The 23462-nt window shown below is 37.8% G+C and carries 22 protein-coding genes and 1 pseudogene; 12 read left to right on the top strand and 11 right to left on the bottom strand.

The window, feature by feature from the left end:
- Nucleotides 1-272 precede the first annotated feature (272 nt).
- Nucleotides 273-1976 carry a BCCT family transporter gene (locus tag KNQ97_RS03850; RefSeq protein WP_001261041.1) on the bottom strand — a complete coding sequence of 568 codons (1704 nt, stop codon included), beginning with the start codon at nucleotides 1974-1976 and terminating at the stop codon, nucleotides 273-275.
- Nucleotides 1977-2303: 327 nt separating this feature from the next.
- Here KNQ97_RS03850 and KNQ97_RS03845 point away from each other — a divergent pair, with 327 nt between their 5' ends.
- The 8 genes and pseudogenes from KNQ97_RS03845 (at nucleotide 2304) to KNQ97_RS03810 (ending at nucleotide 10080) form a co-directional block, all read left to right on the top strand.
- Nucleotides 2304-3494, top strand: a complete 1191-nt coding sequence (locus tag KNQ97_RS03845; RefSeq protein WP_001088745.1) for an aromatic ring-hydroxylating dioxygenase subunit alpha — start codon at nucleotides 2304-2306, stop codon at nucleotides 3492-3494.
- Between the two features lies 1 nt (nucleotide 3495).
- Complete coding sequence (locus tag KNQ97_RS03840; protein ID WP_024433557.1) at nucleotides 3496-4926, top strand: aldehyde dehydrogenase family protein; 1431 nt, start codon at nucleotides 3496-3498, stop codon at nucleotides 4924-4926.
- Nucleotides 4927-4954: 28 nt separating this feature from the next.
- Nucleotides 4955-5116, top strand: a pseudogene (locus KNQ97_RS03835) (rubredoxin); the annotation flags it as partial.
- Nucleotides 5105-6310, top strand: coding sequence for an NAD(P)/FAD-dependent oxidoreductase (locus KNQ97_RS03830; RefSeq protein WP_223233483.1), 1206 nt, complete (start codon nucleotides 5105-5107; stop codon nucleotides 6308-6310). The pseudogene KNQ97_RS03835 and the gene KNQ97_RS03830, both read left to right, overlap by 12 nt.
- Nucleotides 6311-6327: 17 nt before the next feature.
- Entirely contained in the window at nucleotides 6328-7644 is a 1317-nt protein-coding gene (locus KNQ97_RS03825; protein WP_196086063.1) for an FAD-binding oxidoreductase, read from the top strand.
- Between the two features lie 13 nt (nucleotides 7645-7657).
- A complete protein-coding gene (locus KNQ97_RS03820; RefSeq protein ID WP_000665859.1) occupies nucleotides 7658-8011 on the top strand; it encodes an ethanolamine utilization protein EutQ in 354 nt (117 codons plus the stop codon).
- A gap of 204 nt (nucleotides 8012-8215) precedes the next feature.
- Entirely contained in the window at nucleotides 8216-9388 is a 1173-nt protein-coding gene (locus tag KNQ97_RS03815; protein WP_253611865.1) for a hypothetical protein, read from the top strand.
- A gap of 77 nt (nucleotides 9389-9465) precedes the next feature.
- Nucleotides 9466-10080: a MarC family protein gene (locus tag KNQ97_RS03810; RefSeq protein WP_000097915.1), complete on the top strand. Its 615-nt coding sequence runs from the start codon at nucleotides 9466-9468 to the stop codon at nucleotides 10078-10080.
- Nucleotides 10081-10127: 47 nt separating this feature from the next.
- On the opposite strand, the gene yddG is transcribed toward KNQ97_RS03810, so the two are convergent.
- The 7 genes from yddG to KNQ97_RS03775 all read right to left on the bottom strand — a co-directional run bounded on the left by yddG (nucleotide 10128) and on the right by KNQ97_RS03775 (nucleotide 17127).
- Entirely contained in the window at nucleotides 10128-11036 is a 909-nt protein-coding gene (gene yddG, locus KNQ97_RS03805; RefSeq protein ID WP_000089888.1) for an aromatic amino acid DMT transporter YddG, read from the bottom strand.
- A 159-nt stretch (nucleotides 11037-11195) separates the two neighbouring features.
- Nucleotides 11196-12110: a DMT family transporter gene (locus tag KNQ97_RS03800; RefSeq protein WP_253611864.1), complete on the bottom strand. Its 915-nt coding sequence runs from the start codon at nucleotides 12108-12110 to the stop codon at nucleotides 11196-11198.
- A 42-nt stretch (nucleotides 12111-12152) separates the two neighbouring features.
- Nucleotides 12153-12359, bottom strand: a complete 207-nt coding sequence (locus KNQ97_RS03795; RefSeq protein ID WP_000816059.1) for a type II toxin-antitoxin system Phd/YefM family antitoxin — start codon at nucleotides 12357-12359, stop codon at nucleotides 12153-12155.
- A gap of 202 nt (nucleotides 12360-12561) precedes the next feature.
- The gene (locus tag KNQ97_RS03790; RefSeq protein ID WP_253611863.1) at nucleotides 12562-13896 is read right to left on the bottom strand and encodes an MFS transporter; all 1335 of its coding nucleotides are present in this window, start codon (nucleotides 13894-13896) and stop codon (nucleotides 12562-12564) included.
- A 331-nt stretch (nucleotides 13897-14227) separates the two neighbouring features.
- Nucleotides 14228-15352, bottom strand: coding sequence for a mandelate racemase/muconate lactonizing enzyme family protein (locus KNQ97_RS03785; protein WP_064479021.1), 1125 nt, complete (start codon nucleotides 15350-15352; stop codon nucleotides 14228-14230).
- 101 nt (nucleotides 15353-15453) lie between these two features.
- On the bottom strand, nucleotides 15454-16551 hold the full coding sequence (locus KNQ97_RS03780) for an alcohol dehydrogenase family protein (RefSeq protein ID WP_000244008.1): 1098 nt from the start codon (nucleotides 16549-16551) through the stop codon (nucleotides 15454-15456).
- A gap of 9 nt (nucleotides 16552-16560) precedes the next feature.
- Nucleotides 16561-17127 (bottom strand): TetR/AcrR family transcriptional regulator, encoded by a 567-nt coding sequence (locus KNQ97_RS03775; protein WP_031965220.1) that lies wholly within the window; start codon nucleotides 17125-17127, stop codon nucleotides 16561-16563.
- Nucleotides 17128-17446: 319 nt separating this feature from the next.
- Between KNQ97_RS03775 and KNQ97_RS03770 the strand changes: the two genes are divergently transcribed.
- The 3 genes from KNQ97_RS03770 to KNQ97_RS03760 all read left to right on the top strand — a co-directional run bounded on the left by KNQ97_RS03770 (nucleotide 17447) and on the right by KNQ97_RS03760 (nucleotide 19712).
- Nucleotides 17447-18004 carry a TetR/AcrR family transcriptional regulator gene (locus tag KNQ97_RS03770; RefSeq protein ID WP_002000041.1) on the top strand — a complete coding sequence of 186 codons (558 nt, stop codon included), beginning with the start codon at nucleotides 17447-17449 and terminating at the stop codon, nucleotides 18002-18004.
- A gap of 742 nt (nucleotides 18005-18746) precedes the next feature.
- Nucleotides 18747-19310, top strand: a complete 564-nt coding sequence (locus tag KNQ97_RS03765) for a TetR/AcrR family transcriptional regulator (RefSeq protein WP_253611862.1) — start codon at nucleotides 18747-18749, stop codon at nucleotides 19308-19310.
- A gap of 162 nt (nucleotides 19311-19472) precedes the next feature.
- A complete protein-coding gene (locus KNQ97_RS03760; protein ID WP_002064570.1) occupies nucleotides 19473-19712 on the top strand; it encodes a hypothetical protein in 240 nt (79 codons plus the stop codon).
- Between the two features lie 34 nt (nucleotides 19713-19746).
- Here KNQ97_RS03760 and KNQ97_RS03755 read toward each other — a convergent pair whose 3' ends face one another.
- Nucleotides 19747-20433, bottom strand: coding sequence for a pirin family protein (locus KNQ97_RS03755; protein WP_253611861.1), 687 nt, complete (start codon nucleotides 20431-20433; stop codon nucleotides 19747-19749).
- Between the two features lie 244 nt (nucleotides 20434-20677).
- Nucleotides 20678-21646, bottom strand: coding sequence for a threo-3-hydroxy-L-aspartate ammonia-lyase (locus KNQ97_RS03750; RefSeq protein ID WP_253611860.1), 969 nt, complete (start codon nucleotides 21644-21646; stop codon nucleotides 20678-20680).
- A gap of 251 nt (nucleotides 21647-21897) precedes the next feature.
- Between KNQ97_RS03750 and KNQ97_RS03745 the strand changes: the two genes are divergently transcribed.
- On the top strand, nucleotides 21898-22521 hold the full coding sequence (locus KNQ97_RS03745) for a transcriptional regulator (RefSeq protein WP_000528173.1): 624 nt from the start codon (nucleotides 21898-21900) through the stop codon (nucleotides 22519-22521).
- On the opposite strand, the gene bauF is transcribed toward KNQ97_RS03745, so the two are convergent.
- The gene (gene bauF / locus KNQ97_RS03740) at nucleotides 22518-23378 is read right to left on the bottom strand and encodes an acinetobactin utilization protein BauF (RefSeq protein WP_253611859.1); all 861 of its coding nucleotides are present in this window, start codon (nucleotides 23376-23378) and stop codon (nucleotides 22518-22520) included. The genes KNQ97_RS03745 and bauF overlap by 4 nt on opposite strands.
- Between the last annotated feature and the right edge of the window lie 84 nt (nucleotides 23379-23462).

Genomic DNA, 23462 nt, shown 5'->3' with positions numbered 1-23462 from the left:
TCAGAAAAGTTCAGGTGGTGTCCAACTGATTTGCTATAGAGGTGCAAATAGCGAAATTTTTAGCTGTTGGATACGATTAATACAGGGTAGTTATGAGGAGGGAGCTTACTCAACCGATTTATTCTCACTAATGACTGAGTTTTTGTCATAGATTGATTTATTTTTAATGAGGCAAGATTAATTATTTATTAACTCAAATAATTAATAAAAATTTAGAAAAATATAATAATGAAAATAGGGATTTAATCATCCCTATTTTTTAAAACCAGATTTTAAGTTTCAGTAACAAATTGATTATCTGCTTCCTTTAAACTTTTCTCTTTGGGTTTTTCAACAGGTTTTTGCTCAGTTTTGCACGAATCGGGGCGGACATGTTCTGGCATCATGACCCAAGCTAATGGATCTTCCCTTAAGCTTTTAATCAGTGAAATACAGGTAATTCCCAAAAGAATTGATATCGGGAAACCAGCAATGACACAAGCCGTTTGAATAGCTGATAGCCCACCAGTTAATAGTAGCCCTCCGCCTATCAATGGAATGATTATGCTCCAAATGAGCCTAATAGCTACAGATGGGTTAGTGGCACCGTTGGAATCCAGAAAACAGAGCACAAGTGTGCCTGAGTTAACTAGCGTAATGACGTGAATAGCTAGTAATAGACAGAGCAGAGCACTCAAGAATACTTTGGTGTTATGACTTGAAGCAAGATGATCAAAAAATACAAACACAGCTCGTGCTGGTTCCTTTTTAGTTGCCTCTGCAATAGTCATTTCATGAGCGGGAGCTACTGGAGGAGGGGTTATATGAGAAGTGGTCACAACAACTTCTTGAGCAGCTGGTTGATGATTTGCTTTTTCAATTTTGAGTGCAGCACCACCAAATGCAGCAATCCAGAGGAAAGTTAGAAGTGTGGGGGCGGCAAGTGAGCCTAGAATAACTTCACGAATCGTACGGCCTCTAGAAATACGAGCGATGAAAAGACCCACAAAAGGTGCCCAAGTCATCCACCATGGCCAATAGTAAGCTGTCCACCAGTTTTGCCAACCTGAATCTTTTTGTGCATCACTCCATAAACTCATACCTACAATATTTTGTAAATAATCACCTATTCCTTCAAAGAAGGTATTTAAAATATAGTGAGTTGAGCCAATGAAAATAATGATAAAGACCAATAAATAAGAAATTATCATGTTGCCTTCAGCAATGATCTTGAAGCCTTTACTAATTGCGGATAATAAAGAAATGGTAGCTAAAGCACAAAGAATGACTACCATTACAAGCTGAATTTTGACATCTACACTAATACCAAAGGTGTGGTTGAGTCCGGTATTTAGTTCAAGTATTCCCATACTTAATGATTGTGAAATACCGAAAGCAGTAATTACAATGGTTATAATGTCGACGATATTACCTACCGGTCCATAAATTTTATTACCTATTAATGGGTATAAAATTGAGCGCATGGCAAAAGGTAAATTTTTACGGTAAGCAAAATATCCTAAAGCAACCGCTACTAAACAGAATAATCCCCATGGATGTAATCCCCAATGAAAGAATGTCAGTTGCATCGCCATCCGGGCAGATTCATCTGAAAGTCCTTTGGTAAATGGATTACTTGCATAGTGGCTGATTGGTTCTGCTACTGACCAAAACATCAGGCCAATACCCATCCCACATGAAAAGAGCATGCAGATCCAGGCAATATTACTATACTCGGGTTTTTCGTCATCCTTTCCTAAACGAATATGGCCATAACGGCTCATACATAAATAGATAATAAATCCTAATAAGAAAGTTGCTAAAAGAAGAAGATACCATTTTGCATTTTGTAATAAGGCATTTGATATCAGCTGAAAATATTCACCTGCCTGTTTTTCCTTAAAAATGCAAAAAGCGATAAAAATGAAGAGTAATAACTTCGAGACAATAGTAACAGTCGGATTAAGCCCTTTCATGACTCCTGTTGTTGTACGCATAACTACTCCTTGGATGCGTTTCCAACAGCTAAAAAACGATTAGCTGCTTAATACTAATATTACAGGGTAGTGAGGTGGGAGAAGATAGCTCAACTGATTTATTCTCACTGACTAGTGAGTTTTAGTCATGGATAGCAATTATTTTTATAAAAATCGTAGTGACTAAATCTGTTTCTTACGTATGAGAAAAACTCATATATGCCTAGCTAAAAAGTCGTTTGTCGGATGAATCGATATTTAACACAATCTCTAAAGAAATAGCAGAGTGTGCAAATCATCTCAACGCAGGGAGTTCTGCGTTAGTTTTAAATATATGGAGATCATCAGATGAATAGTCGAGTTAGCCAGCAATTAATTACGGTTCAGCAAGTCGATAACGTTTTGAATCCTATTACTGAATCTAATGGTATGCCAAATTTAGCATATACCAGTAACGAATATTTTAATTTTGAACGTGACAATATTTTAAGTAAAACTTGGGTATGTATTGGTTTTGCTTCTGATTTACCTAAAAAGAGCTATGTGAAGCCTGTTAATTTTATGGGCATGCCTTTGGTGATGATGCGCAACCGAGAAGGGGAACTTCACGTTTTCCATAACGTTTGTAGCCATCGCGGTATGATTTTAGTGCAAGAAGAAGGCACTATTGAAGGTGTGATTCGTTGCCAATACCACTCTTGGAGTTATGACCTAAACGGTAACTTAAAAGGTACTCCACATGTTGGCGGAATTAACCAACATAAAGATGAACGCTTTAAATGTGAAAAACATGGTTTAAAAGCTCTCCGTTCAGCAATCTGGATGGATATGGTTTTCGTCAATATCTCTGGTGATGCACCAACTTTTGAAGAGCATATTGCACCACTAGTTGAACGTTGGAAGCCTTTCTTGGGTGAAAACGGTTTAGAGCTTATTCGTAGCAGTAAAGTAGGTTCAACTTTTGAGTTACCTGTAAAAAGTAACTGGAAACTTACAGTTGAAAACTATTGCGAAGCTTATCACTTACCATGGGTGCACCCAGCATTAAATACGTATTCAAAACTTGAAGATCATTACAACATTATGTTCGAAGATCGCTTTGCTGGTCAGGGCAGTTATAAATATAACTTGTCAGCTACAGCGGGTACGCATTTACCAAAATTCCCAAGCTGGCCAGAAGATCAATTGCGTCATGCAGAATATGTAGCTGTGTTCCCGAACGTATTGTTAGGTATTCAAGCTGATCATGCATTTGCAATGATGATTGATCCAATTGCTCCAGAACAAACAATTGAAAAATTACGCCTCTATTACGTTGGTGATGAGTCACTTGACCCTAAATATGATGCATGCCGTGAAGCAACTTTAGAATCATGGAAAGTCGTATTTGCTGAAGATGTGTTTGCAGTAGAAACCATGCAAAAAGGTCGTCATTCACCTGGCTTTGGTGGTGGAGTTTTCTCTCCAGAGATGGATTTACCGACTCACTTCTTCCAAAAATGGTTGGCGACTCAAGCTAAAAAAGCTTTGGAGGCATAATATGCAACACTACCTCAACTACGTTGATGGCCAATGGCGAGATGCTTCTCGCCAATTGGAAGTTATCAATCCAGCAACTGATAAAGCTTTTGCAACAGTGGCTCGTGCAAGTATCGAAGATGCAGATGCTGCAATGGCTGCAGCACGTCGATGTGTGAATAGCGGAGCTTTAACAGATGTGCGTCCTGCGAAGCGCACTGCATGGATGTTAAAAGCTGCGGAAGCGATTCGTGAAATTGCTGAAGAGGGTGCATTAATTCTATGTCGTGAAAATGGCAAAAATATTGATACTGCACGTGAAGAGTTCGATGAAGCCGCTCGCTATTTTGAATACTACGCAGGTATGGCAGATAAAGTTGAAGGTATTTCGGTACCTTTAGGTAAAGATTATGTCGACTTCACCTCATATATTCCAATGGGTGTATCGGTTCAAATCGTACCTTGGAACTTTCCTGTTTCGATCTGTGCACGTTCATTAGCACCTGCTTTAGCGGCTGGTAACGCGGTTGTAATTAAGTCACCTGAAGTTTCACCTTTAGGAATGGTTTTACTCATCAAAGCTATTGAGAAAGCTGGTTTTCCCCAAGGTGCAGTGAACTTACTTTGTGGTAAAGGTTCAGAAGTTGGTACTCATCTGGTTAAACATCAAGATACGAATCAAATCGTATTTACCGGTTCAGTACCAACAGGCCAACGCATTTTGAAAGATGCGGCTGAACGTGCAACACCTTCAGTTATGGAGTTAGGTGGTAAGTCAGCTGCAATTGCTTTTGCTGATGTTGATCTTGAGCAATTACTGCGTAGCGTTAAAGTAGGAATTTTCTATAACTCTGGCCAAGTTTGCTCAGCGATGTCTCGCTTATTAGTGCACCGCAGTCGCTATGAAGAAGTTAAAGCAGCTGTTGTGAATCTTGCTGAGAGCCTAACTGTAGGTATTGGCGAAAGTAATGCCGAACTTACTCCAGTTGTATCTAAAGATCAGCAACAACAAATTCTTGCCATGATTGATAAGGCACGTGAAGAAGGTGCCAATGTTTTAACAGGCGGGAAAGCAGCAGATTTAGAAGGTTACTTTGTACTACCTACTATTATCGAAGCAACAGCCGATATGTCGATTGCCCAAGAAGAAGTTTTTGGACCTGTAATGGTGATCATGCCATTCGATGACGAAGACCAGGCAGTTGCAATCGCAAATGGTACGGACTTTGGACTTGTTGCAGGTGTATTTGGTGAAAATCTGAATCAAACACTTCGAGTAGCAAACCGACTTATTGCTGGCCAAGTCTTTATTAACGAATGGTTTGCTGGTGGTATTGAAACACCATTTGGTGGTGTGGGCTTATCTGGTTTTGGTCGCGAAAAAGGGCAGGAAGCCATCTACAGTTATGTTCAAACTCGCAATATCGGTATCCGTTTGAAACATAGCGTGTAATTTGTAAGAAATAAGGGAAATAGACAAGATGAGAAAGTGGTTATGTATTGTCTGTGGCTGGATCTATGATGAAGCTAAAGGCTGGCCTGATGATGGGATAGCACCAGGGACAAAATGGGAAGACATCCCAGATGACTGGATGTGTCCAGAGTGTCAGGTGGGTAAAGCTGATTTCGAAATGCTTGATATCACAGATATTGAAGAGGACGAAATCCCTCAAGTAGCAGCCGCTGCAGTTATTGAACCAGTTGTTATTATTGGTAGTGGCCATGCTGGCTATCATGTAGCTTCGAATTTACGTGCACAATCTCCAGACTTGTCTATTACCGTATTTACTGCTGATGATGGCGCCTTATATAGCAAACCAGCTTTATCTAATGCACTAGCATTAGGTAAAGACGGAGATAGTCTAGTTCGTGAATCTGCTCTTAGTTGGGAGCAACGTTTAAATATACGTGTTTATCCACATACGAAAGTGACTCATATTGACCGCGCCAATAAAAAGCTTCAAACCACTATTGGTGATTACTCTTATGGGAAATTGGTGATAGCAACTGGTGCAACGCCAATTGTTATACCTATTGAAGGTGATTCGTCTGCAACATTAAGCGTAAATGATCTGGCAGATTACCGTCGTTTCCGTCAGCAATTGGCAGATAAAAAACATGTCACCATTCTTGGTGATGGTCTCATCGGCTGTGAATTTGCTAATGATTTAGCTGCACATGGGATTAAAGTTACTGTCGTCGGACTTGGTAAATGGGCAATGGAACGTCTTATTCCAGAACCTTTAGGTCATGCTCTACAAAATGCGCTTAGCCAGTTAGGAGTAGAGTGGAAATTACAAAATAGTATCCGCTCTATTCAATCTGCAAATGGTTGTTATCAGTTAACACTACAAGATGGCCAAATAATTGAAACTGATTTGGTATTAAGTGCAGTAGGTTTAAGACCAAATATTGCTCTTGCTCAAGAAGCAGGTCTAGAGACAGCACGTGGTATCTGTACTGGTCTGGATCATCGTAGTAGTGATCCTTCAATTTTTGCTTTAGGTGACTGTGCAGAAGTGAACGGACAATGGGCACCATATATCAATCCAATCACTCAAGCACTACCTGCTTTAGTTAATAATCTTTTAGGTCAATCAACTGACGCAGATCTGAAAGCGACCCCAGTTTTAGTAAAAACCCCAATTTTGCCACTTTCTGTATTGCCAGCAATGGAAACAGGTGAGTGGAGAGTGGAAGAGCACGATGGGGAGTTGGCGGCTGGTTTTTACAATGAGCAAGATAAATTAATAGGCTTTGCCTTACTCGGTCGTCAATTACAACACCATCGTACTGAATGGCTTGAGAAATTAAATTCGTGCCCATCCACAGTTTAAGTTAAAGGAATAACAAAATGATTGCTTTACCAAATGATGATAATACTTGTGGGTGGTATGCAGCATTGCCTCCAGCCGGTCCTGCTAAAAAGTTAATAGGTCTACAAAAAGCTGACTATGCCATTATTGGAGCAGGCTTTGCAGGATTGGCAGCAGCTCGAAGATTAGCTGAACTCAAACCGCATGCCCGTATTATTCTAGTTGATGCACAACGTGTAGCTGAAGGTGCTTCTGGTCGTAACTCAGGGTTTGTTATTGATTTACCACATAAGTTTGCATTATCGCATCCTGACCCTTCTCATAAGCAAAAGTTATTAAGTCTGAATCGTTCAGCAATTGCTCAGTTACAAGGCCTAGTAGAGCGCTATAACATTGATTGTCAATGGTCTGCAGCTGGTAAATATCAAGGTGCTGTAGGTGAGCGTGGCGAAGCACATCTCAATCATTTTGAGCATCTAATGAAAGATTTAGGTGAACCATATCGTTGGGTTGAAAAAGCAGAACTTAAAAAAGTTTTAGGTACAGATTTTTATAGTCGTGCGATTTTTACTCCTGGTTCATATTTGATGCAACCAGCAGCTTTAGTGCGCGGTATGGGTGACCACTTACCAGACAATGTGGAGTTATTAGAGCAATCACCAATTCGTAGTTTGCAAAAAAGTAATAACCTATGGCTATTACAGGGTGACCATGGGTCAATCACAACACCGAAAGTATTGCTGGCAACTAGTATTTTTACTCGTGAATTTGGTTATTTGAAGAACCGTTTATTACCAGTTATGACCTTTGCGAGCTGGACGCGTCCATTAACTGACCAAGAGATGAAAGTTTATCAGGGTGAGTTAGATTGGGGGCTTACTCCAGCTGATCATGCTGGGACAACGTTAAGAATGACAGCTGATCGCCGTATTCTAATCCGTAACACTTATAAGCATGTCCCAAAATACGGTGCAAATGTAAGTGATGATAATCGTCGTTGGATACAAGAAGATCATCGCAAGGCATTTTTAGCTCGTTATCCGAATTTAGCTAATGTTCCATTTACCCATACATGGGGTGGTGTTTATGCGATTTCTCGTAATTTCACTAACTTCTTTGGGGAGTTAGAAGACGGCGTTTATGCGAGTGCTTGCGACAATGGTGTAGGAGCAGCATGGGGCACAATTTCAGGAACGTTATTGGCTGATCTCGTTGTTGGCTCAGATTCCCAAGCTTTAAAAGATATTCAGTATGTAACTGGTATGCCTAGTTTAAATCCACCAGAACCGTTCTTAGGTTTAGGTGTTAGAACACGTATCAGATTTGAAAAATGGCGCAGTCGTAGTGAATTGTAAGCGGGAGAAATAGATGAAAGAAGTAAAGTTAGTTGATAGCGCTCAACTTAATTTCAATTTACGTGGCGAAACACCAGATGGTACGGCTTATGTTGCAAGAGCATTAGGAGCTGATGTTTCCCCAAATATGGGTATTGGTTTTGCACGTTGGGAAGGGGCAGAGGTAAGTTGGAAATTACTTTATGACGAAGTCATTTTTGTAATTGAAGGCTGTTTTGAGCTTACTGCTAACGGTCAAAAATATGAAGTTCGTCCAGGACAAATGTTGTGGATTCCTGAAGGAACCGAGCTAATTTATGGTGGACATGCGGTATTTGGTTACGTAGTACATCCAGGTAACTGGAAAGAGCTGCACGGAATTGCATAAAAGAAACGACCCATATTGTTCAGGAAAAAATAATGTGGGTCATTTTATTCTTATGAGAACGTAGCTTTGAATTAGGGCTAATACAAATTAACGAAAATTTTAAATTTCAGGAGCTTCTCCTGAACAGGGAAGTGTTGTCTGAAAAAAATAAGCAGAGGACAGGAAAGGTTTTCTGCAAATCTTCATTTAAACAAGGATTTGTAAATGAGCAAGGTCTATTTAACACTTGGATTTGGGTTAATTTCAGTTGGAATGGCGTTACCTGCTTTTGCCGGAGTAACTTTTGGAGATCCTAAAAGTGATACGGGTGCTTTAACAATTTCAGGTGCTTTACGTGGGAATTATCAAGATAAGGATTACGGCGAGTCTGCATCAGATCAGAAAATAAAATTTGATGCAGCTATTTTAAGGCTAGGTTATGAGTCACCCGACTGGTTTGGAAAAGTCGAATATCGTTGTTATCAATACGATAAATTCTGTGATTTCTCGACTCTAGTTTATGGCTATGCTGGCTACCATTTAAACGCGACAGATCATATTACTGTAGGTGTGCAACCCATTCCTTTCGGTCCAGGTCGTTTTTGGGATAGCAGCTTTTATGCTGGTATTAACAACACAATGGGTTTGCAAGATGCTTCCAATTTAGGTGCGAACTATCACTTTGAATTACCGTCTGCTACTAAAGTAGATTTGGCTTATTTTGCAACTGATGGTGGTAACTACCACGGAAGTAGTAAAGACTCAGCACGTTATACGGCTAATGTTGTTACCTCATCTGATCCACTCAAAACAAACCTGAATGAAAAAAACATGTGGATGGCACGTGTCGATCAAGATCTTAAGTTTTTAAGTACAGATGATCTCAAGGTATCGGTGGGGGGAAGTTATTGGTATTCAGACATTGAGAATAAAAAAACTTCTGCAGATGGTACGAGAAACACTTGGGCTCTATTTAACCGTATTAACTATAAAAATCTGAATGTCGTACTTACTGGAGGGCGACAATCGATTAGTAATAAAGATGCTTTGAGTCCAGCTAGCTCAACTTTCGGTTCTTTTGATGGCGAATATGACATTGCTAACAAAGGATATTTCTATACGGTTGATACGAGCTATGTTTTTAAGAATGTTAAAGATTCGCTCAATGTTACGCCGTATGTTGTTTTTAGTGGTTTTAACAAGAAAGAAAATGGATTTAATGACTCTCAGCGCAACATCGTTGGCGTGGCGTGGGACTATAAAAATATTTCTTTATATACCGAATATGTGATGAGTAAAAACGATCCGTTTGTTGGCGGCAATGGTAGTTCTCTTGCAGCAGGCGATGATGGGAAATGGAACAAACTCTTAAATCTAATGTTGATTTATAGCTTCTAAAAGTTTGCACAGGTTTTTTCATTTATCAATTTTCAGGAAGTTTAAAAGCTTCCTGAAGTCGTGTAGGAATAATAAAAATGTCTTCACCATTTATTAGTACATTTATTTTATTTTTTTCATTACTTAATCCATTCCTCATGAGTATCTATATGATTGGGCTAATTCGTCATACAGAAACCAGAGTGTTTAATAAGGCTTTGATTCAAGGAAGCCTCATTGCATATGTGGTATTTCTCTTATTCGCATGGGGTGGTGAAGCAATTTTTAATCGGTATTTAAATGTAAGGTTTGAATCATTTCTGATTTTTGGTGGCCTGATTTTTCTGGTGATTGGATATCGCTATGTATTCCAGGGTGCCGATACTATTGGAGAAATGCGAGGTGCACCTGAACATTTGGCTGGGACTGTCGCTATGCCATTTATGATTGGTCCTGGAACAATTAGTGCAGCTGTAGTGACCGGCATGAGTATGCCCCTTTTAGAGGCAGCTATAGTTATTGCCTTAGTACTATTTGTGAGTTGTAGTGTTTTGATAGCAATGAAATTTTCTCATGATCACTTACGCTATCGCCATGCCAAATATATTGATCGTTATTTTGATATTGTTGGGAGATTGGCATCTTTATTAATTGGAACAATCGCAGTCGATATGATTGTAAATGGTGTTACACGTTTGATTGATAAAGTTTGATAAAAATAAAAAGTCACAGCCAAAATAGTATGGCTGTGACTAAAAAATTAAGAAGCTAATTTCGCTTGGTTATGTTGAACATGGTTTTTTCGAATTGAGTACCAGCAGATTAATGATCCTAAAGTAACCGTTAATGCACCGTACCAAAAATTGATTGTTAAATCGGAGTTCAAAACAAAAGCTGAGAATGCTGATGAGAAAATTGGAGAAAAATAAGAAAGCATAATCAAAACGGGCATGTTGCCTTTGATAATACCAATATTCCAAGCCAGATAACCCATAGAGAAAAAAACAGCATTAATTAAGACGAATATATAGCCATTAATACCTTGAGCATGGGGTAGGTGGAAACCTTGAGTAGAGAGAGTAAGAATCCATAAAGCTATTGCAGTTAATATAAAATAAAGCGAAACAGCATTAGTTCCATTACTTTGCTTTTTGGTATAAATACAATAAACGGCCCAAAGAATAGCAGCTAAAAAAATGAGCAAGTAACTAATCGGATTTTTTGAGAAGTTATCAATAAAGTTTAGATTAGGGTGATAGTTAATGATAACTATTCCTGCAAAACTTACGATCACTCCTAATATAGTTAATAAGTTTACTTTTTCTTCTTTTAATACTGCCAACATAATAATAATTAAAGTCGGCCACATATTAAAAATAATATTCATTTCAATCGATTTTTCTGATGAATTTGCTAGAGTAATTGAAAAGGCAAAACATAATTCAAAAACAACAAAAAGCAAGCTAGATAAAATAAGAAACTTCTTTGAAACCTTTTTTAAATCGGGCAGGCCATATGTTAAGAACAAAATAATAGCACTGATGGTATATACATAAGTCACTGTATAGATAGGACCAAAACTTTCTGTAGAAAGCCTGAGTAAGCCAACTAAAGTGGACCAAAGTAATAAAGCTGAAACACCGATTAAGGTTGAGATTTGGCGGCTCATACGATAGACCCGATTAAAAAATTAATCATAATTTTTAAATGGGTACTTTAATAGTTAGTCGAGCACGATAAATAATCATGAGTTAATGACTTTTTATCATCATTAAAAATAAATAATAAAAATACTTAAAATATATCTTTTATAATTTAATTGTTGGTTTTATTTTCTTTTAAGTGTAATAAGCATCACACCAAAAATATTAAGAAAACAACCTAGCCACTGGATTGTATTTAAATGCTCGTTTAAAAGGAAGACTGAAAAAAGAATAGTAACAATTGGGCTAATGGATGAAATAATTGCTGATTGTGTTGCACCTACGTACTCTATACTCAATATTAATAAGAGGGTGGGTAGAACCGTAACAAATAAACCTAAACAGATTCCGTACCAAATAACTTGTACAGGTAAAGAGTTAAGTAGTTGTACAGGATGACTGGTTACCATTAGAAAATGTATAAGTGTACCAATACAAGCTGCAGATAAAGATAGTCCTGTTAAGTTCCATGAACCAAATTTTTTGATTAATGGTGGGGTAAGTAAAAGGTAGCAAGCAAAAGCAACTGCACTAGCAAATACTAGGCTTGCTCCAAACCAGAAGTTATGTTGATCTGGAAGCGTTTTTTGCTCTTGGAGCATCACAATGACTGTTCCTCCGTAACTTAAGACAAGTGCAAATATCGTTTTTGAACTTAATTTTTGCTTGAGGATAAAACTCGACGCTAAAACGGTCATAGTGGGATATAAAAATAAAATAATTCGCTCTAGTGACGCGGTAATAAACATGAGTCCATAGAAATCGAGCCAGCTAGAAATGTAATAGCCTAACAAGCCAACAGAAAGTAGATATAGAAAATCTATTAGCTTGATATTGCGATTTTGATGGCGACAAAACCAACAGATAACTAAAAAGAAGGGTAGAGCAATTCCCATACGGATAGCCATTAAGGTAATGGCATCTAATGATGGAGTAAGGCTATATGCCTGTTTAATAAAAATTGCTTTACTGCTAAATAGAAATGCAGAGATAAATGCAAACAAGGAACCAAGTTGAATTAAAGAAATATTGAGCTTCATGGAACCTTGCTGCATGAATAAAGAGTATTTTTGGAGATGTCTTTAAGCTTCTGAATTTTCTTTAGAAGCTGAAATTTTATAGTAAGCAACATCGTATTCGGCTTTCTTGTAAGCCTCATAAGAAGCTTTGCTAATAATTACTGCAGATTCCCGACCTCTGCGAGTAATTTCTACAGGATGCCCAGCAACAGCTTGATCCATAATCATGGTAAGTTGTGCTCTAGCATTTGAATAATTCCACTGTTTCATATGTATTCTCCCTGACTAAAACATCTTCAAGATAGGTGAAATGTACGCTTCGCTTCAATGGATATATTTTCAAGATATGATGAGTTTTAATCATATATTCAGGCGATTTCTGCTCTTGATGAGCAATTTAAAATAAAGATTCAAAGCAAAATACTCTCTTTTTTAAGAGAAAGTATTTTGCTTTTTATTCAGAAAGTTTGAGTTAATGAAAAATTTCACTCATTGATTTACCCTTGGTTTCAGGCATAAATAGGTAGGTAATTACTGTTGCTATTAAGCACACCCCAGCAGCGATCCAAACTGCTAATGCTGCTCCATGTGCTGCAACAAACATAGGCATCAAAAACACACCTATAGCAGCGCCTATACGGGACATTGCTGCTGCAAAACCTGTACCTGAACAACTTATTTCTGGGCGTAACACTTCTCCGGGGATAACTGAAATCATCCCTGCAGTAATAGCATTAGCAAATGCGAAAACTAAGAAACCAATCAGAATCCATGTGGGATGATTTGCAGCTAAAGCCACTACGACTAACGCTATAGTACAAATAAGGATAGGAAGAATTGCCATTTTACGGCGCGACACTCTTTCAATTAACAATACAGCTGCAAGTGTTCCAAATACAGCAAATGTGTTGAGGAACAATCCTCCTTTAATACCGTCTTGCAAACCTAATTTTTCTAAAATCATTGGAATAAATACACCAATTGCGAAATAAGGTGCAGAAGTACCAATAAAATATATAGAAACTAAAGTTGTACCTTTGATATTTTTACTTTTGAATAAATCAAAGAAGCTTGTCTTTTGTCCAACATTTGCATGCTTCTGATTTAAAATATCGTTCTTGTCTTCTTCAGTAAAATACTTATGTGCAATTCTAGAAGCTTCTTCTTTACGTCCTTTACTCATGAGCCAACGAGGAGATTCTGGAATACCACTACGCATTAATAAAACGATTAAAGAGGGAATTGCACTAATTCCTAAAATCACATTCCAACTCGCAATATGATTTTCAATCATAATAAAACTTAGGGTATACGAGACAAGATATCCAACAAACCAAGAGGTTTCAGTCAAAATCAATAATTTACCTCTTAGGCGAGCTGGAGCAAATTCTGCAAGCATCGGCCAACCGACTGCATATTCAATTCCAATCGCGACACCCATTAATAGACGAGCTATAAAAAGCGTGTAGGGATCAGATGCAAAGAATTGTCCAATTGAGCATATGAAGAATATAAAAAGGTCGATCATGAATAGTGGTTTACGACCAAAGCGATCTGAAAAATATCCACCAATTGGAGCACCAAAGAAAATTCCAATGAGTGAGGCTGCACCAATTAAGCCTTGCCATGTAGTTGATAAATGCAAATCGGCTGTAATAGAGGGCATTAATGCACCTAAATAACCTAAAACAAATCCATCAATAAACATCCCGCCTGCCATGAGCCAAGCGAGTTTTGTCATAAAGCGACGTGCTATTTGATCTTGGGAAATTAACTGAGGTGGGGAAACCACTTGTTGTTGATTCATGATACGCTCCTTGTGTATCTTCCTTTTTTGTACATATGTACTTGCTTTAGTTTTTATGGGCGATTGAGGAGTACTTTTGAATATAGTGACTCCTTATACTTCATCCTTTTCGCGCCATCTTTGTTAGTCCTTGAGCGTTATTAGTACTTCCATTGAGTAGGTATGTTTAAGACAATAGAAGGGAATAACACTCATTAAAAAATGAATGTCTAGATAACTTTGAAGTCTTAAAATTTGGTTTAAAACGTACATAGGAATGACTGTTTTAATTTTTAAAAACAGTCATGAATGTATAGTTTCTTGGGCTTACCTTATTTAAATGAAATCCTGTTTAGTCACCCCAAACAGCTACTGGTGAACCCAATAAATCTTCATCAACAGTGATACCAAGGCCAGGTTTGTTAGGGACCATCACACCGCCATCAACAATCGGTGCATCAAATTCTGCTGTGTGAATGCTTACCATCCCTCGTGTATCTAAAAGGCATCGTAGGTTTCTCTCAGGAATCGTTGCTCCAAGATGAGCAATTGCTGCAAATGGAATATCTGAACCTACAGTTTCTTGAACACTTAGAGAAAGCCCAGCTGCGAGACCAATGTCACGATGTCGGCGTGAATGAGTTAATCCACCAGCTTTAGAGATTTTTAAACCCACTCCATCAATGAGATCTTCAGTAATTGCATGGATTAAATCTTCATCTTGTTGGATCAGTTCATCAAGAGAGAAAGGGATATCACAACGTTGACGTAATGATTTGGTTTCACGCCATGTTTTACATGGTGCTTCTAAAACAAAGTCGAGCCCTTTCGGGAGTAAACGGAAAATTCTTAATGCCATTTCTGGTGTAAGGCCACCATTCGCATCAACAATAAAAAATTCACCTGGTTTTTGATCAGCCAAACTTGCTTTAATACGTTCAGCATCTAAGACCGGACCACCTTCGCTATCGACAGCACCAATTTTCACTGAGTGGCCTAAATAACCCAGTTCACGATGTTTAGCTACATTTTCACGCATTGCGTCAGGGGTGTCGGCATGAATAGAAGAAATTACAGGTAGTCTACGACCAGTTGAACCACCTAATAATTCACATACAGGTAAATTTACCGATTTACCAAATAGGTCCCAACACGCTAGATCAAGTGCTGATTTGGCATGATTATGTCCAACAAGAGCATTATCCATGGTCTCATTAATACGATCGACTTGACGGGGATCTTTACCTAATAAGTGAGGCGCAATTTCAGCAATACCGGCACGTGTACCTAAAGCGTGAGATGCAATATATGTTGAACCAAATGGTGTACTTTCTCCCCAGCCTTCTAACCCGTTATCTGCAATAATTTTTACGATGGAAGCATCGAAGCTACGATATTCACGACCACCCGAAAGATGATATACACCACCAGAGTAAGGTAGATCGATTTGATAGAGCTCAATACGCTTAATTTTCATGAATATATCCTTGTCTTTAAGACTATTTATTCTTGGTGTTACTGATGACATCCGTATTGATTAGAAAGAAGCATAAGTAACACCGTTCACTTAAATCTGATCTATGCCTCAACTGATGGAACAGTCAAAACGAGCTTGCCCAGATGTTTCTTGCTCAGAAACTCTTCTTGAGCTTTAGCGATTTCATTGAGGGGATAAGTCTTAGCTACTAAAGGACGAATTTCATTTTTCTCGATATATGAAATGAGATTGGTAAACACTTCATCTTCTTGGAATGTACAGCCCATTAAAGTCAAATCATTCAAATACACTGTACGTAGATCGATCTGCGAAATAGGACCAGCAATTGCCCCAGCATTTGCATAGCGCCCACCTTTACGTAAGACTTCTAATAAAGAAGGCCATTGTGGTCCACCAATTAAATCAATGACTACATCAATTGATTCTTTACCTAACTCTTTAACTAAGTCAGCATTACGGTCAATTACACGATCTGCACCACAAGCTAATACTTCATCAGCTTTAGATAATGAGCAAAGAGCAATAACTTGAGCACCACGGCGTTTTGCAAGCTGTACTGCTGCAGAACCTACACCACCAGATGCACCTGTAATTAATACAGTTTCTGCACCTAATCCAATTCGGTGTAGCATATTTTCAGCTGTTGAATAAGAGCAGGGAATAGAAGCTAATTCTTCATCTGTCCAATCTGAATTGATTTTGTAAGCTTCGGCAGATTTAACTGTAGCAAATTGAGCAAAACCGCCGTTACATTCACTACCGAAAGTCCAGCACTCATAAGGACGATAATCAACGTAAGCACGTAACATAGTGCGGACAATGACTCGTTCACCAATACGAGATGGATCTACATTTTTACCGACTGCAACGATTTTTCCGCAGCAATCCGCACCTTGAATAAATGGGAATTTAAGAGGTGTACCTGACCAAGATGCATCATCATCGCTAATACTTTCAAGACCATTAGCACCACCTGTATTTGTAGCTTGTTCATTTGTCTTCGAGTACCAACCAATACGAGTATTAATATCTGTATTGTTTACACCAGCTGCAGAAACTTGAATTAAAACTTCATCATCTGCTGGGGTAGGAACTGTTACATCAGTACGATATTCAAGCTGGTCAAGACCACCGTGTCCCTTTAATAGCACAGCATGCATTTTAGTAGGCAGTACCATATGTTTCTCCTAGTGAAGTAGTGGGTGGGTTGTAGGTTGTAATAATTGATGGGCTAACTTACTGGCTCTTTGAATTGCTGCTTTACCACCGATTACAGGAGCTAAGGCAACAGCACCTTCAATGATGAGCATCAAACTTTCAGCTTTATCTTTAAAATGGTCAGATGAAGTTTTAGCAAATTGGCCCATTAAAAAATCTAGTGTGCGTTGTTTATGAATAAGCACGGTCTGCACTATTTCAGTCTCTTTATGACGATACTCAGCTAGAGCACGTAAAAATAAACATCCTCTGTCACTTTCTTCTGTGAACCAGTTTTCCAACTCATTAAAAACGGCTACCCAATTTGGAATAGAGTTTTCTTTATTCTCAATGCATTGCTGTAGCTTTCTAAAAAAGCGTAATTCTCTTTCCTCAAGGACTTTTAAAATCAATTGTTCCTTTGAGTGAAAGTGTCGATAAAGAGTTCGTGGAGTTACCTCAGCTTCACGAACAATCTGATCAATTCCAGTTGCATGAAAGCCTTGATAGTCAAAAAGTCTCTCGGCAGTATTGAGAATGTCTTGGGCTTTGCTCATATAGAAAGGAGGTATAGTGAACGTTATATTTAAATTAGGTAGTGGTTAGCTTATTTTCAAAGGATTAATTTGCATGAATGCATGAGAAAAAGTCATGGGTTAATATTGAGTTAAATTTAAATTAATGAAAATTAAATAAATAATAAGGATGTATGTTTTATATTTAAGGTACTTGTATAATAATCCTAAAATGTAGATTAATGAAAAACAAACATTGTTTGGCTGACTTTTGTGTTTTTTATATTTTATAATTATAAATATGGAATATATGAAGTTCTTGCATATATTTTTTTCAATCTTTTTATAGTGCGGTTTATTTATGTCAAATATGGAAATTCCCTTTAGTTCATCAATGATTATCCATACTTCAAGATATCTTTTTGATCAACATGGATTTCATAATGTTGGAGTAGACCGTATCTCTAAAGAGTCAAATGTTAGCAAGATGACTTTTTATAAATACTTCAAAAGTAAAGAGAAACTAATTGAGCTGTGTCTTGAGTTTCATCAGGAAACTTTAATGCAACAAGTAAGTTCAATCTTAAGTGCAAACTTAAAAAGCCAAAATTTAGATAAGTTAAAAGAAATTTATTTTTTGCATGCTGATTTAAAAAGTCACTACCATTTAATATTTAAGGCTATATTCGAAATACAAAAAATATATCCTCAAGCTCATCGAGTAGTTATTAAGTATAGAGAATGGTTAATTAATATAATACTAGAAATATTATTAAATATTAAAAGCAATGCTTCTATTGAAGAAGCGAGATTACTTATATATATCATTGATAGTTCTATTATCCAGTCGCTTATAAATGATGAGATTGATCATAGAGAATATATATGGAGCTATTTCTCTAGTAAAATTTCACTCTAATAGTAAATCTGAATATGATTGAATTTTTAATGAAAATTAGGAAAGTTCTATCAGTCTTTGTAAGCCCAGAATCCTGTAACCTTTAAACTTTTTAAAAGGTTACACCTCCAAAACTTTACCCTATAAAACTATTACCCTAACCCCACCTTTATAAACCCCTCTTAAACAATAACTTACTCATTATTTAGCCTTACTTTTTTAATGATCTAAATTAAAGCAAATGTCATTTTGTGTGCTTGACTGCTAAAGGGCAGAGCACTATCCTTTGCCTGCTGGCCACATTGCCAGTCGGTTTTAGCAGACCGTGATGAAAGATCGCATCAGAGTTATTCCATCTGAGGGATACTCTTATGTGTAAACTCCTAGTCTCCTCCCGTAGCGGTAGGACGGGAGAGGGACACCTACGGGTGTGCTGGTTATATCTTTCACCAGTCTGCTAACCCTTTCTCGTTCTGCCACCATAATTTTAATGCTTTGGCAGAACTCCCAATAAAAAGGAGTTGGCTTTGCACATCCATTATTTCTTGGCTCTCAATGCCAAAAGCTATAACGACACCACATAAACTTTAAAGCAGCTTGAGGGCTATTAGCGCTTTCAGGCTTTAAATCGTCACAACCAAAAACTTAGCAACAATAAAACTTGAGATGTGCCAAGCACAGTCTTTATAGGCTTTGCTGTGCCTTTTTTTCTCCCAAAAAAGTATCTCATTTACAAACAACAAGAATTTATAACGGTAAAATTATGCGAAATGTAGTTCTCCCAACTCGTGCCTTATATGTTGTAAATAAAGCAATTGATCTGTTTCACCACCGTGGGTTCCACCTTATTGGCGTCGACAGAATAGTGAAAGAATCAGAGATTACAAAAGCGACTTTTTATAATTACTTTCACTCTAAAGAAAGGCTGATTGAAATCTGCCTCATGGTGCAAAAAGAAAAGCTCCAAGAACAAGTAGTCGCAATGGTCGAGTATGACTTAAGTACCTCCACAATAGATAAACTCAAAAAACTTTATGACTTACACACCGATATAGAAGGGCCGTATTACTTATTATTTAAAGCCGTTTTTGAAATTAAAAATAGTTATCCCAACGCTTATCAAACCGCAGTGCGCTATAGAACATGGCTCAAAAATGAGATTTATAGCCAGCTTAGATTGCTTAAACCCGATGTCTCTTTTACCGATGCCAAACTATTTTTATATATGGTGGAAGGCACAATCATTCAGCTTTTAAGCTCAGGTGGGGTAAGCGAGCGGGAGAGTGTGTTTGAGTGTTTTTTAAGAGGACTAACTACATGCAAATGAAAAGATTAGGGTTGCGTCAGTAGCGGCTAAATACGAGTCATAAGAAAGGGGGCTGTATGCTGTATTTATCAAAAAATAACTTGTTTATTCAGTATGGCTCCTTTAAATAATGAAAGAGAAAAACAACAATGATCTCTATAGCTGTATGAGGGAGGACGTTATTTGAAGTTATTTATTGTGATATTTATTGCCATTTTTTCGAGTATTGGAATCATTTGCTTAATCGCATTGCTTAGAAATTCAAAAAATTATTCACCATCGGGTGAGCATGATTATTCAGCTTCAACATATTCACCACACCACCATATTTACGATAACAGTCACCATAGTTCTCATTCATCAAATGATTGCTCATCATTTTCCGACTCAGGCGGATGTGATGGGGGCGGTAGCAGTGACTAAAAAGCCCTTTCATATAAAAGGGCTTTTAAGCAGTTTAAGGTAAATCAAACCAGATAAATTGGCTGTCTTCGAGTGCTTGAATCACTGCGTTATCTTCAAAGACCAGAGCATCACCCGCTTTCACTTCGTACTCACCAATACGCACTTCACCTGAAATTACATGAACGTAATTAACTCGTTTTGAAGTCTCAACTGGCAGTTCACGACCTTTTTCAAGTACAGCAGATTTTACCTCTGCATCTTGGCGAATATGCATTGGTGCATTTGCGTCAGGGCCTGCAATCAAATGCCATTCGTTCGGTTGATTACGTGGGTCCAAACTAATTTGCTGATAATTTGGCTCGGCTTCTTTTACATCGGGAATAATCCAGATTTGTAATAAATGCACTGGCGTATCGGTGTTATTAATCTCACTATGAGCAACACCTGTACCTGCACTCATAAGTTGCCATTCACCTGCTTTAATCTGGCCTTCATTTCCCATGGTGTCACGGTGTGAAATTGCACCATCAAGCACACAGGTTAAAATTTCCATATTGTCATGCGAGTGAGTGCCGAAACCGTTTTGGGCATCGATTCGGTCATCATTAATGACTCGAAGTGCACTTACCCCCATATATTTAGGGTTATACCAGCTACCAAACGAAAAGCTATGATAAGACTCTAACCAGCCTGCTTTAACATGACCACGATCTTCACTACGATGCAAATAAGCATTCATGACTCGATCTCCTCAATTATTATTTATCTCTTGAGGAATATGTTAAACCTGTGGGGTAAAGCTAAAAATAGAGTAGATGCAACATATTGTTGCATTTTTAAGATGATTAAGATTTTTATAAATATTCGTTTTAAATTTTAGATATAAAAAAAGCCTGTATAAAACAGGCTTTTTAAAAAGAGATTACATATAAATGTCTACCTATAAGGCTTTAAAGGAAATTATAGATAGATATTGAGTTTGATTAAGCAGATAAAAACTCCGCGTATTTAGAAATATCGACGTTGCCACCACTAATAATAATGCCGATACGTTTGCCTTTTAACTCATGTTTTAAATTACGGGCAGCCGCAAATCCGAGACATCCTGTCGGTTCAACCACCATCTTCATTCTTTCAGCAAAAAACTTCATAGCGTTAATGAGTTCTTCGTCTGTGACCGTCAAAATATCATCAACTTTCTGTTGAATAATAGGAAAGGTCAATTTGCCCAAATATTGAGTTTGTGCGCCATCGGCAATGGTTGGTGGGGTATCAATATGAACAATTTCGCCTTTTCTAAAAGACATTTGTCCATCATTTCCTAGGGCAGGTTCAACGCCATATATTTTGCAGTTCGGAGAAAGCTGGCGAGCAGACAGGGCAGAACCTGCCAACAAACCGCCACCACCTAAACATACAAACAGGTAATCTAAATCACCGACTTCTTCAAATAACTCTTTAGCAGCCGTACCTTGACCTGCAATCACATGCGGATGGTCATAAGACGGAATTAATGTCAGACCTTTTTTTTCGGCAATCTCTTTTCCAATTTTTTCCCGATCTTCCGTATAACGGTCAAATTCAACAATATTGCCGCCGTATTCTCGCGTTGCTGCCATTTTTGCAGCAGGTGCATCTTTAGGCATGATAATGGTTGCTGGAATACCAAGAATTTTTGATGAAAGCGCAATGGCTTGTGCATGATTCCCCGAAGAAAAAGCAACTACACCTGCTTTCTTTTGAGTCTCATTAAATTGCAAAAGTGCATTCATGGCACCACGAAATTTGAAAGCGCCTACACGCTGAAAATTCTCACATTTAAAGAACACTTCTGCCTCAAATTCATTGTTCACCGTACGTGAAGTTAAAACAGGGGTTTTATTTATAAAATCTTTTATACGTTCAGCAGCGGCTGCGACATCTTCATAATTTGGAAGGGTTAAATTTTTCATAATTAAACCTGATTCTATTCAATGTTTTCGGATGCAAGATTTCGTATTGCCAAGGAAAGTACAATCTATTAACCTTGTTTAGATAAAATATATATATTTAGATAAAATGTCTAATTTATTTTTTAATTTGATAACAATGAGATATAAGATTTTGATTTACATTAAGTTTAAAATTAGATAAAAAGTCTAAATTACTGTTTGCTTGGTCAATGTAAGGTTTGAAACAGTATTAAGTCATTAGGAGAAATACATTGGGCAATCGTGATAAACATTTACTCACTCAACTTGATACTATCGCGAAAGGGTTAAGTGAAACACTAGCGCCTTTTTGTGAAGTGGTTGTCCATGACTTAACCAATCCTGAGCATGCCATACTCTCCATACACAATAATTTATCTGGCCGAAAAGTTGGAGATCCGGCAACTGAGTTGGGGCTGGCAAGAATCATGTCTCCGGAGTTTCCAAATCTTATTACAAACTATGCTAACCAGTTTGCAGATGGTCGCCCTGCAAAAAGCACCTCGATCGGCATTAAAGATGAAGAGGGCCAGTACGTAGCCGCTTTATGTATGAATATTGATTTAACCTTATTTAGAGGGATGCAAAGCGCTTTAGAGCATTTCACTAAAATTGAAACTGACAACATTATTGAAAACTTGGAACCGAATGGCACGGAAGCAATTCGAAGATATATCGATCAGTTTGCTTCAAAACATGCCACTACACCGCGTATGTTAAAACTCAATGAGAGAAAGCAATTAATACAAGAACTTAAGAATAATGGTTTATTAGAAATTAAAAAGGCGGTGGAAACGGTTGCCCAACATTTAGGTATATCCAGAGCCAGTGCCTATTTGTATGTAAAAGAAACTTAATTTGCTAAATCGAGGTCATCATATTCGTTTAAGGTCTTACCTTGCTGAATATGTTTCTGATAATGTTGAGCACGCAGTTTGTCTAACTCTGAGCTAGATACGCCGTCTCTCCAATAGCCGGCAATACGCACGTCATTTTTATTTAACAGTTGGTCTTCTAGAAAAAATTGACGTAAGGCTCTTGCTTCGTTGCGTTCGCAAGCTGCCCAAATCGTAATATTTTCATAATTTTCTAGCGCAAATGCTGCTTTTAAAAGAAGACCTTTTTGTGCCGTGTGATGTTCTTTATGGAACGAATGAATTTTGACATGCTCAAGTTCGGGTAATTGGCTAGCAATGTCTTTTTCAAAACTTTCAATGAAAATATCAGCACTTACTCCATTTTCCCATTGCTTGAGTATTGAATATAACGCGGGTACAGCCGTATCGTCGGCAAACATGACCACATGCTTTTTGGCTGTGAAATTGGGAATGAAATGGGGGCGGGGGCCAATAAGCTCGATTTTTGTACCCACTTGAGCCGAATTAAGCCATTCCATTGCTGGGCTTAAATCTTCATGTTTAACAAAATCAATTTCGATTTGAGTATTTACAGGGTTAAATGAACGGACCGTATAGACGCGTGAGATGGGTTGTTCCTCTGGCGGATTGCTCACAATTAACCGAATTGCCAAATTGGGAGCTTGCCAAAGCTCTGGTTGTAATGTGTTGATTTTTCCTTGAATTCTTACAATAGAAGGATACGGCGTCTGGATCGAGACAATAGTCATCTCAAGTTGTTCCATATCTTGTAAATGGTCTTTTTCTTTTAGTAAGTCGCCATATTCTTGTTTCGATTTTTCTGCAATTTTTGTCATATATATAACCCAAGCTTAATGATTACTATAGAGCGCGATAATTGATATAGATGTGATCTCTCTATGGCTACGATAACGAAGTTA

Source organism: Acinetobacter sp. UC24323 (assembly GCF_024151445.1).
GTDB lineage: Bacteria > Pseudomonadota > Gammaproteobacteria > Pseudomonadales > Moraxellaceae > Acinetobacter > Acinetobacter baumannii.
The sequence above is the reverse complement of the archived record's forward strand: the minus strand, read 5'-3'. Positions and strand labels throughout refer to the sequence as shown.

Coding starts and splice junctions, on each gene's coding strand:
- KNQ97_RS03775 (WP_031965220.1), bottom strand. CDS start 17,127: ATGAGCAAAGCCCAAGACATTCTCAATACTGCCGAGAGACTTTTTGAC.
- KNQ97_RS03815 (WP_253611865.1), top strand. CDS start 8,216: ATGAGCAAGGTCTATTTAACACTTGGATTTGGGTTAATTTCAGTTGGA.
- KNQ97_RS03785 (WP_064479021.1), bottom strand. CDS start 15,352: ATGAAAATTAAGCGTATTGAGCTCTATCAAATCGATCTACCTTACTCT.
- KNQ97_RS03850 (WP_001261041.1), bottom strand. CDS start 1,976: ATGCGTACAACAACAGGAGTCATGAAAGGGCTTAATCCGACTGTTACT.
- yddG (WP_000089888.1), bottom strand. CDS start 11,036: ATGAGCCGCCAAATCTCAACCTTAATCGGTGTTTCAGCTTTATTACTT.
- KNQ97_RS03770 (WP_002000041.1), top strand. CDS start 17,447: ATGTCAAATATGGAAATTCCCTTTAGTTCATCAATGATTATCCATACT.
- KNQ97_RS03790 (WP_253611863.1), bottom strand. CDS start 13,896: ATGAATCAACAACAAGTGGTTTCCCCACCTCAGTTAATTTCCCAAGAT.
- KNQ97_RS03795 (WP_000816059.1), bottom strand. CDS start 12,359: ATGAAACAGTGGAATTATTCAAATGCTAGAGCACAACTTACCATGATT.
- KNQ97_RS03820 (WP_000665859.1), top strand. CDS start 7,658: ATGAAAGAAGTAAAGTTAGTTGATAGCGCTCAACTTAATTTCAATTTA.
- KNQ97_RS03825 (WP_196086063.1), top strand. CDS start 6,328: ATGATTGCTTTACCAAATGATGATAATACTTGTGGGTGGTATGCAGCA.
- KNQ97_RS03800 (WP_253611864.1), bottom strand. CDS start 12,110: ATGAAGCTCAATATTTCTTTAATTCAACTTGGTTCCTTGTTTGCATTT.
- KNQ97_RS03780 (WP_000244008.1), bottom strand. CDS start 16,551: ATGGTACTGCCTACTAAAATGCATGCTGTGCTATTAAAGGGACACGGT.
- KNQ97_RS03765 (WP_253611862.1), top strand. CDS start 18,747: ATGCGAAATGTAGTTCTCCCAACTCGTGCCTTATATGTTGTAAATAAA.
- KNQ97_RS03755 (WP_253611861.1), bottom strand. CDS start 20,433: ATGAATGCTTATTTGCATCGTAGTGAAGATCGTGGTCATGTTAAAGCA.
- KNQ97_RS03840 (WP_024433557.1), top strand. CDS start 3,496: ATGCAACACTACCTCAACTACGTTGATGGCCAATGGCGAGATGCTTCT.
- KNQ97_RS03810 (WP_000097915.1), top strand. CDS start 9,466: ATGTCTTCACCATTTATTAGTACATTTATTTTATTTTTTTCATTACTT.
- KNQ97_RS03750 (WP_253611860.1), bottom strand. CDS start 21,646: ATGAAAAATTTAACCCTTCCAAATTATGAAGATGTCGCAGCCGCTGCT.
- KNQ97_RS03830 (WP_223233483.1), top strand. CDS start 5,105: ATGCTTGATATCACAGATATTGAAGAGGACGAAATCCCTCAAGTAGCA.
- KNQ97_RS03845 (WP_001088745.1), top strand. CDS start 2,304: ATGAATAGTCGAGTTAGCCAGCAATTAATTACGGTTCAGCAAGTCGAT.
- bauF (WP_253611859.1), bottom strand. CDS start 23,378: ATGACAAAAATTGCAGAAAAATCGAAACAAGAATATGGCGACTTACTA.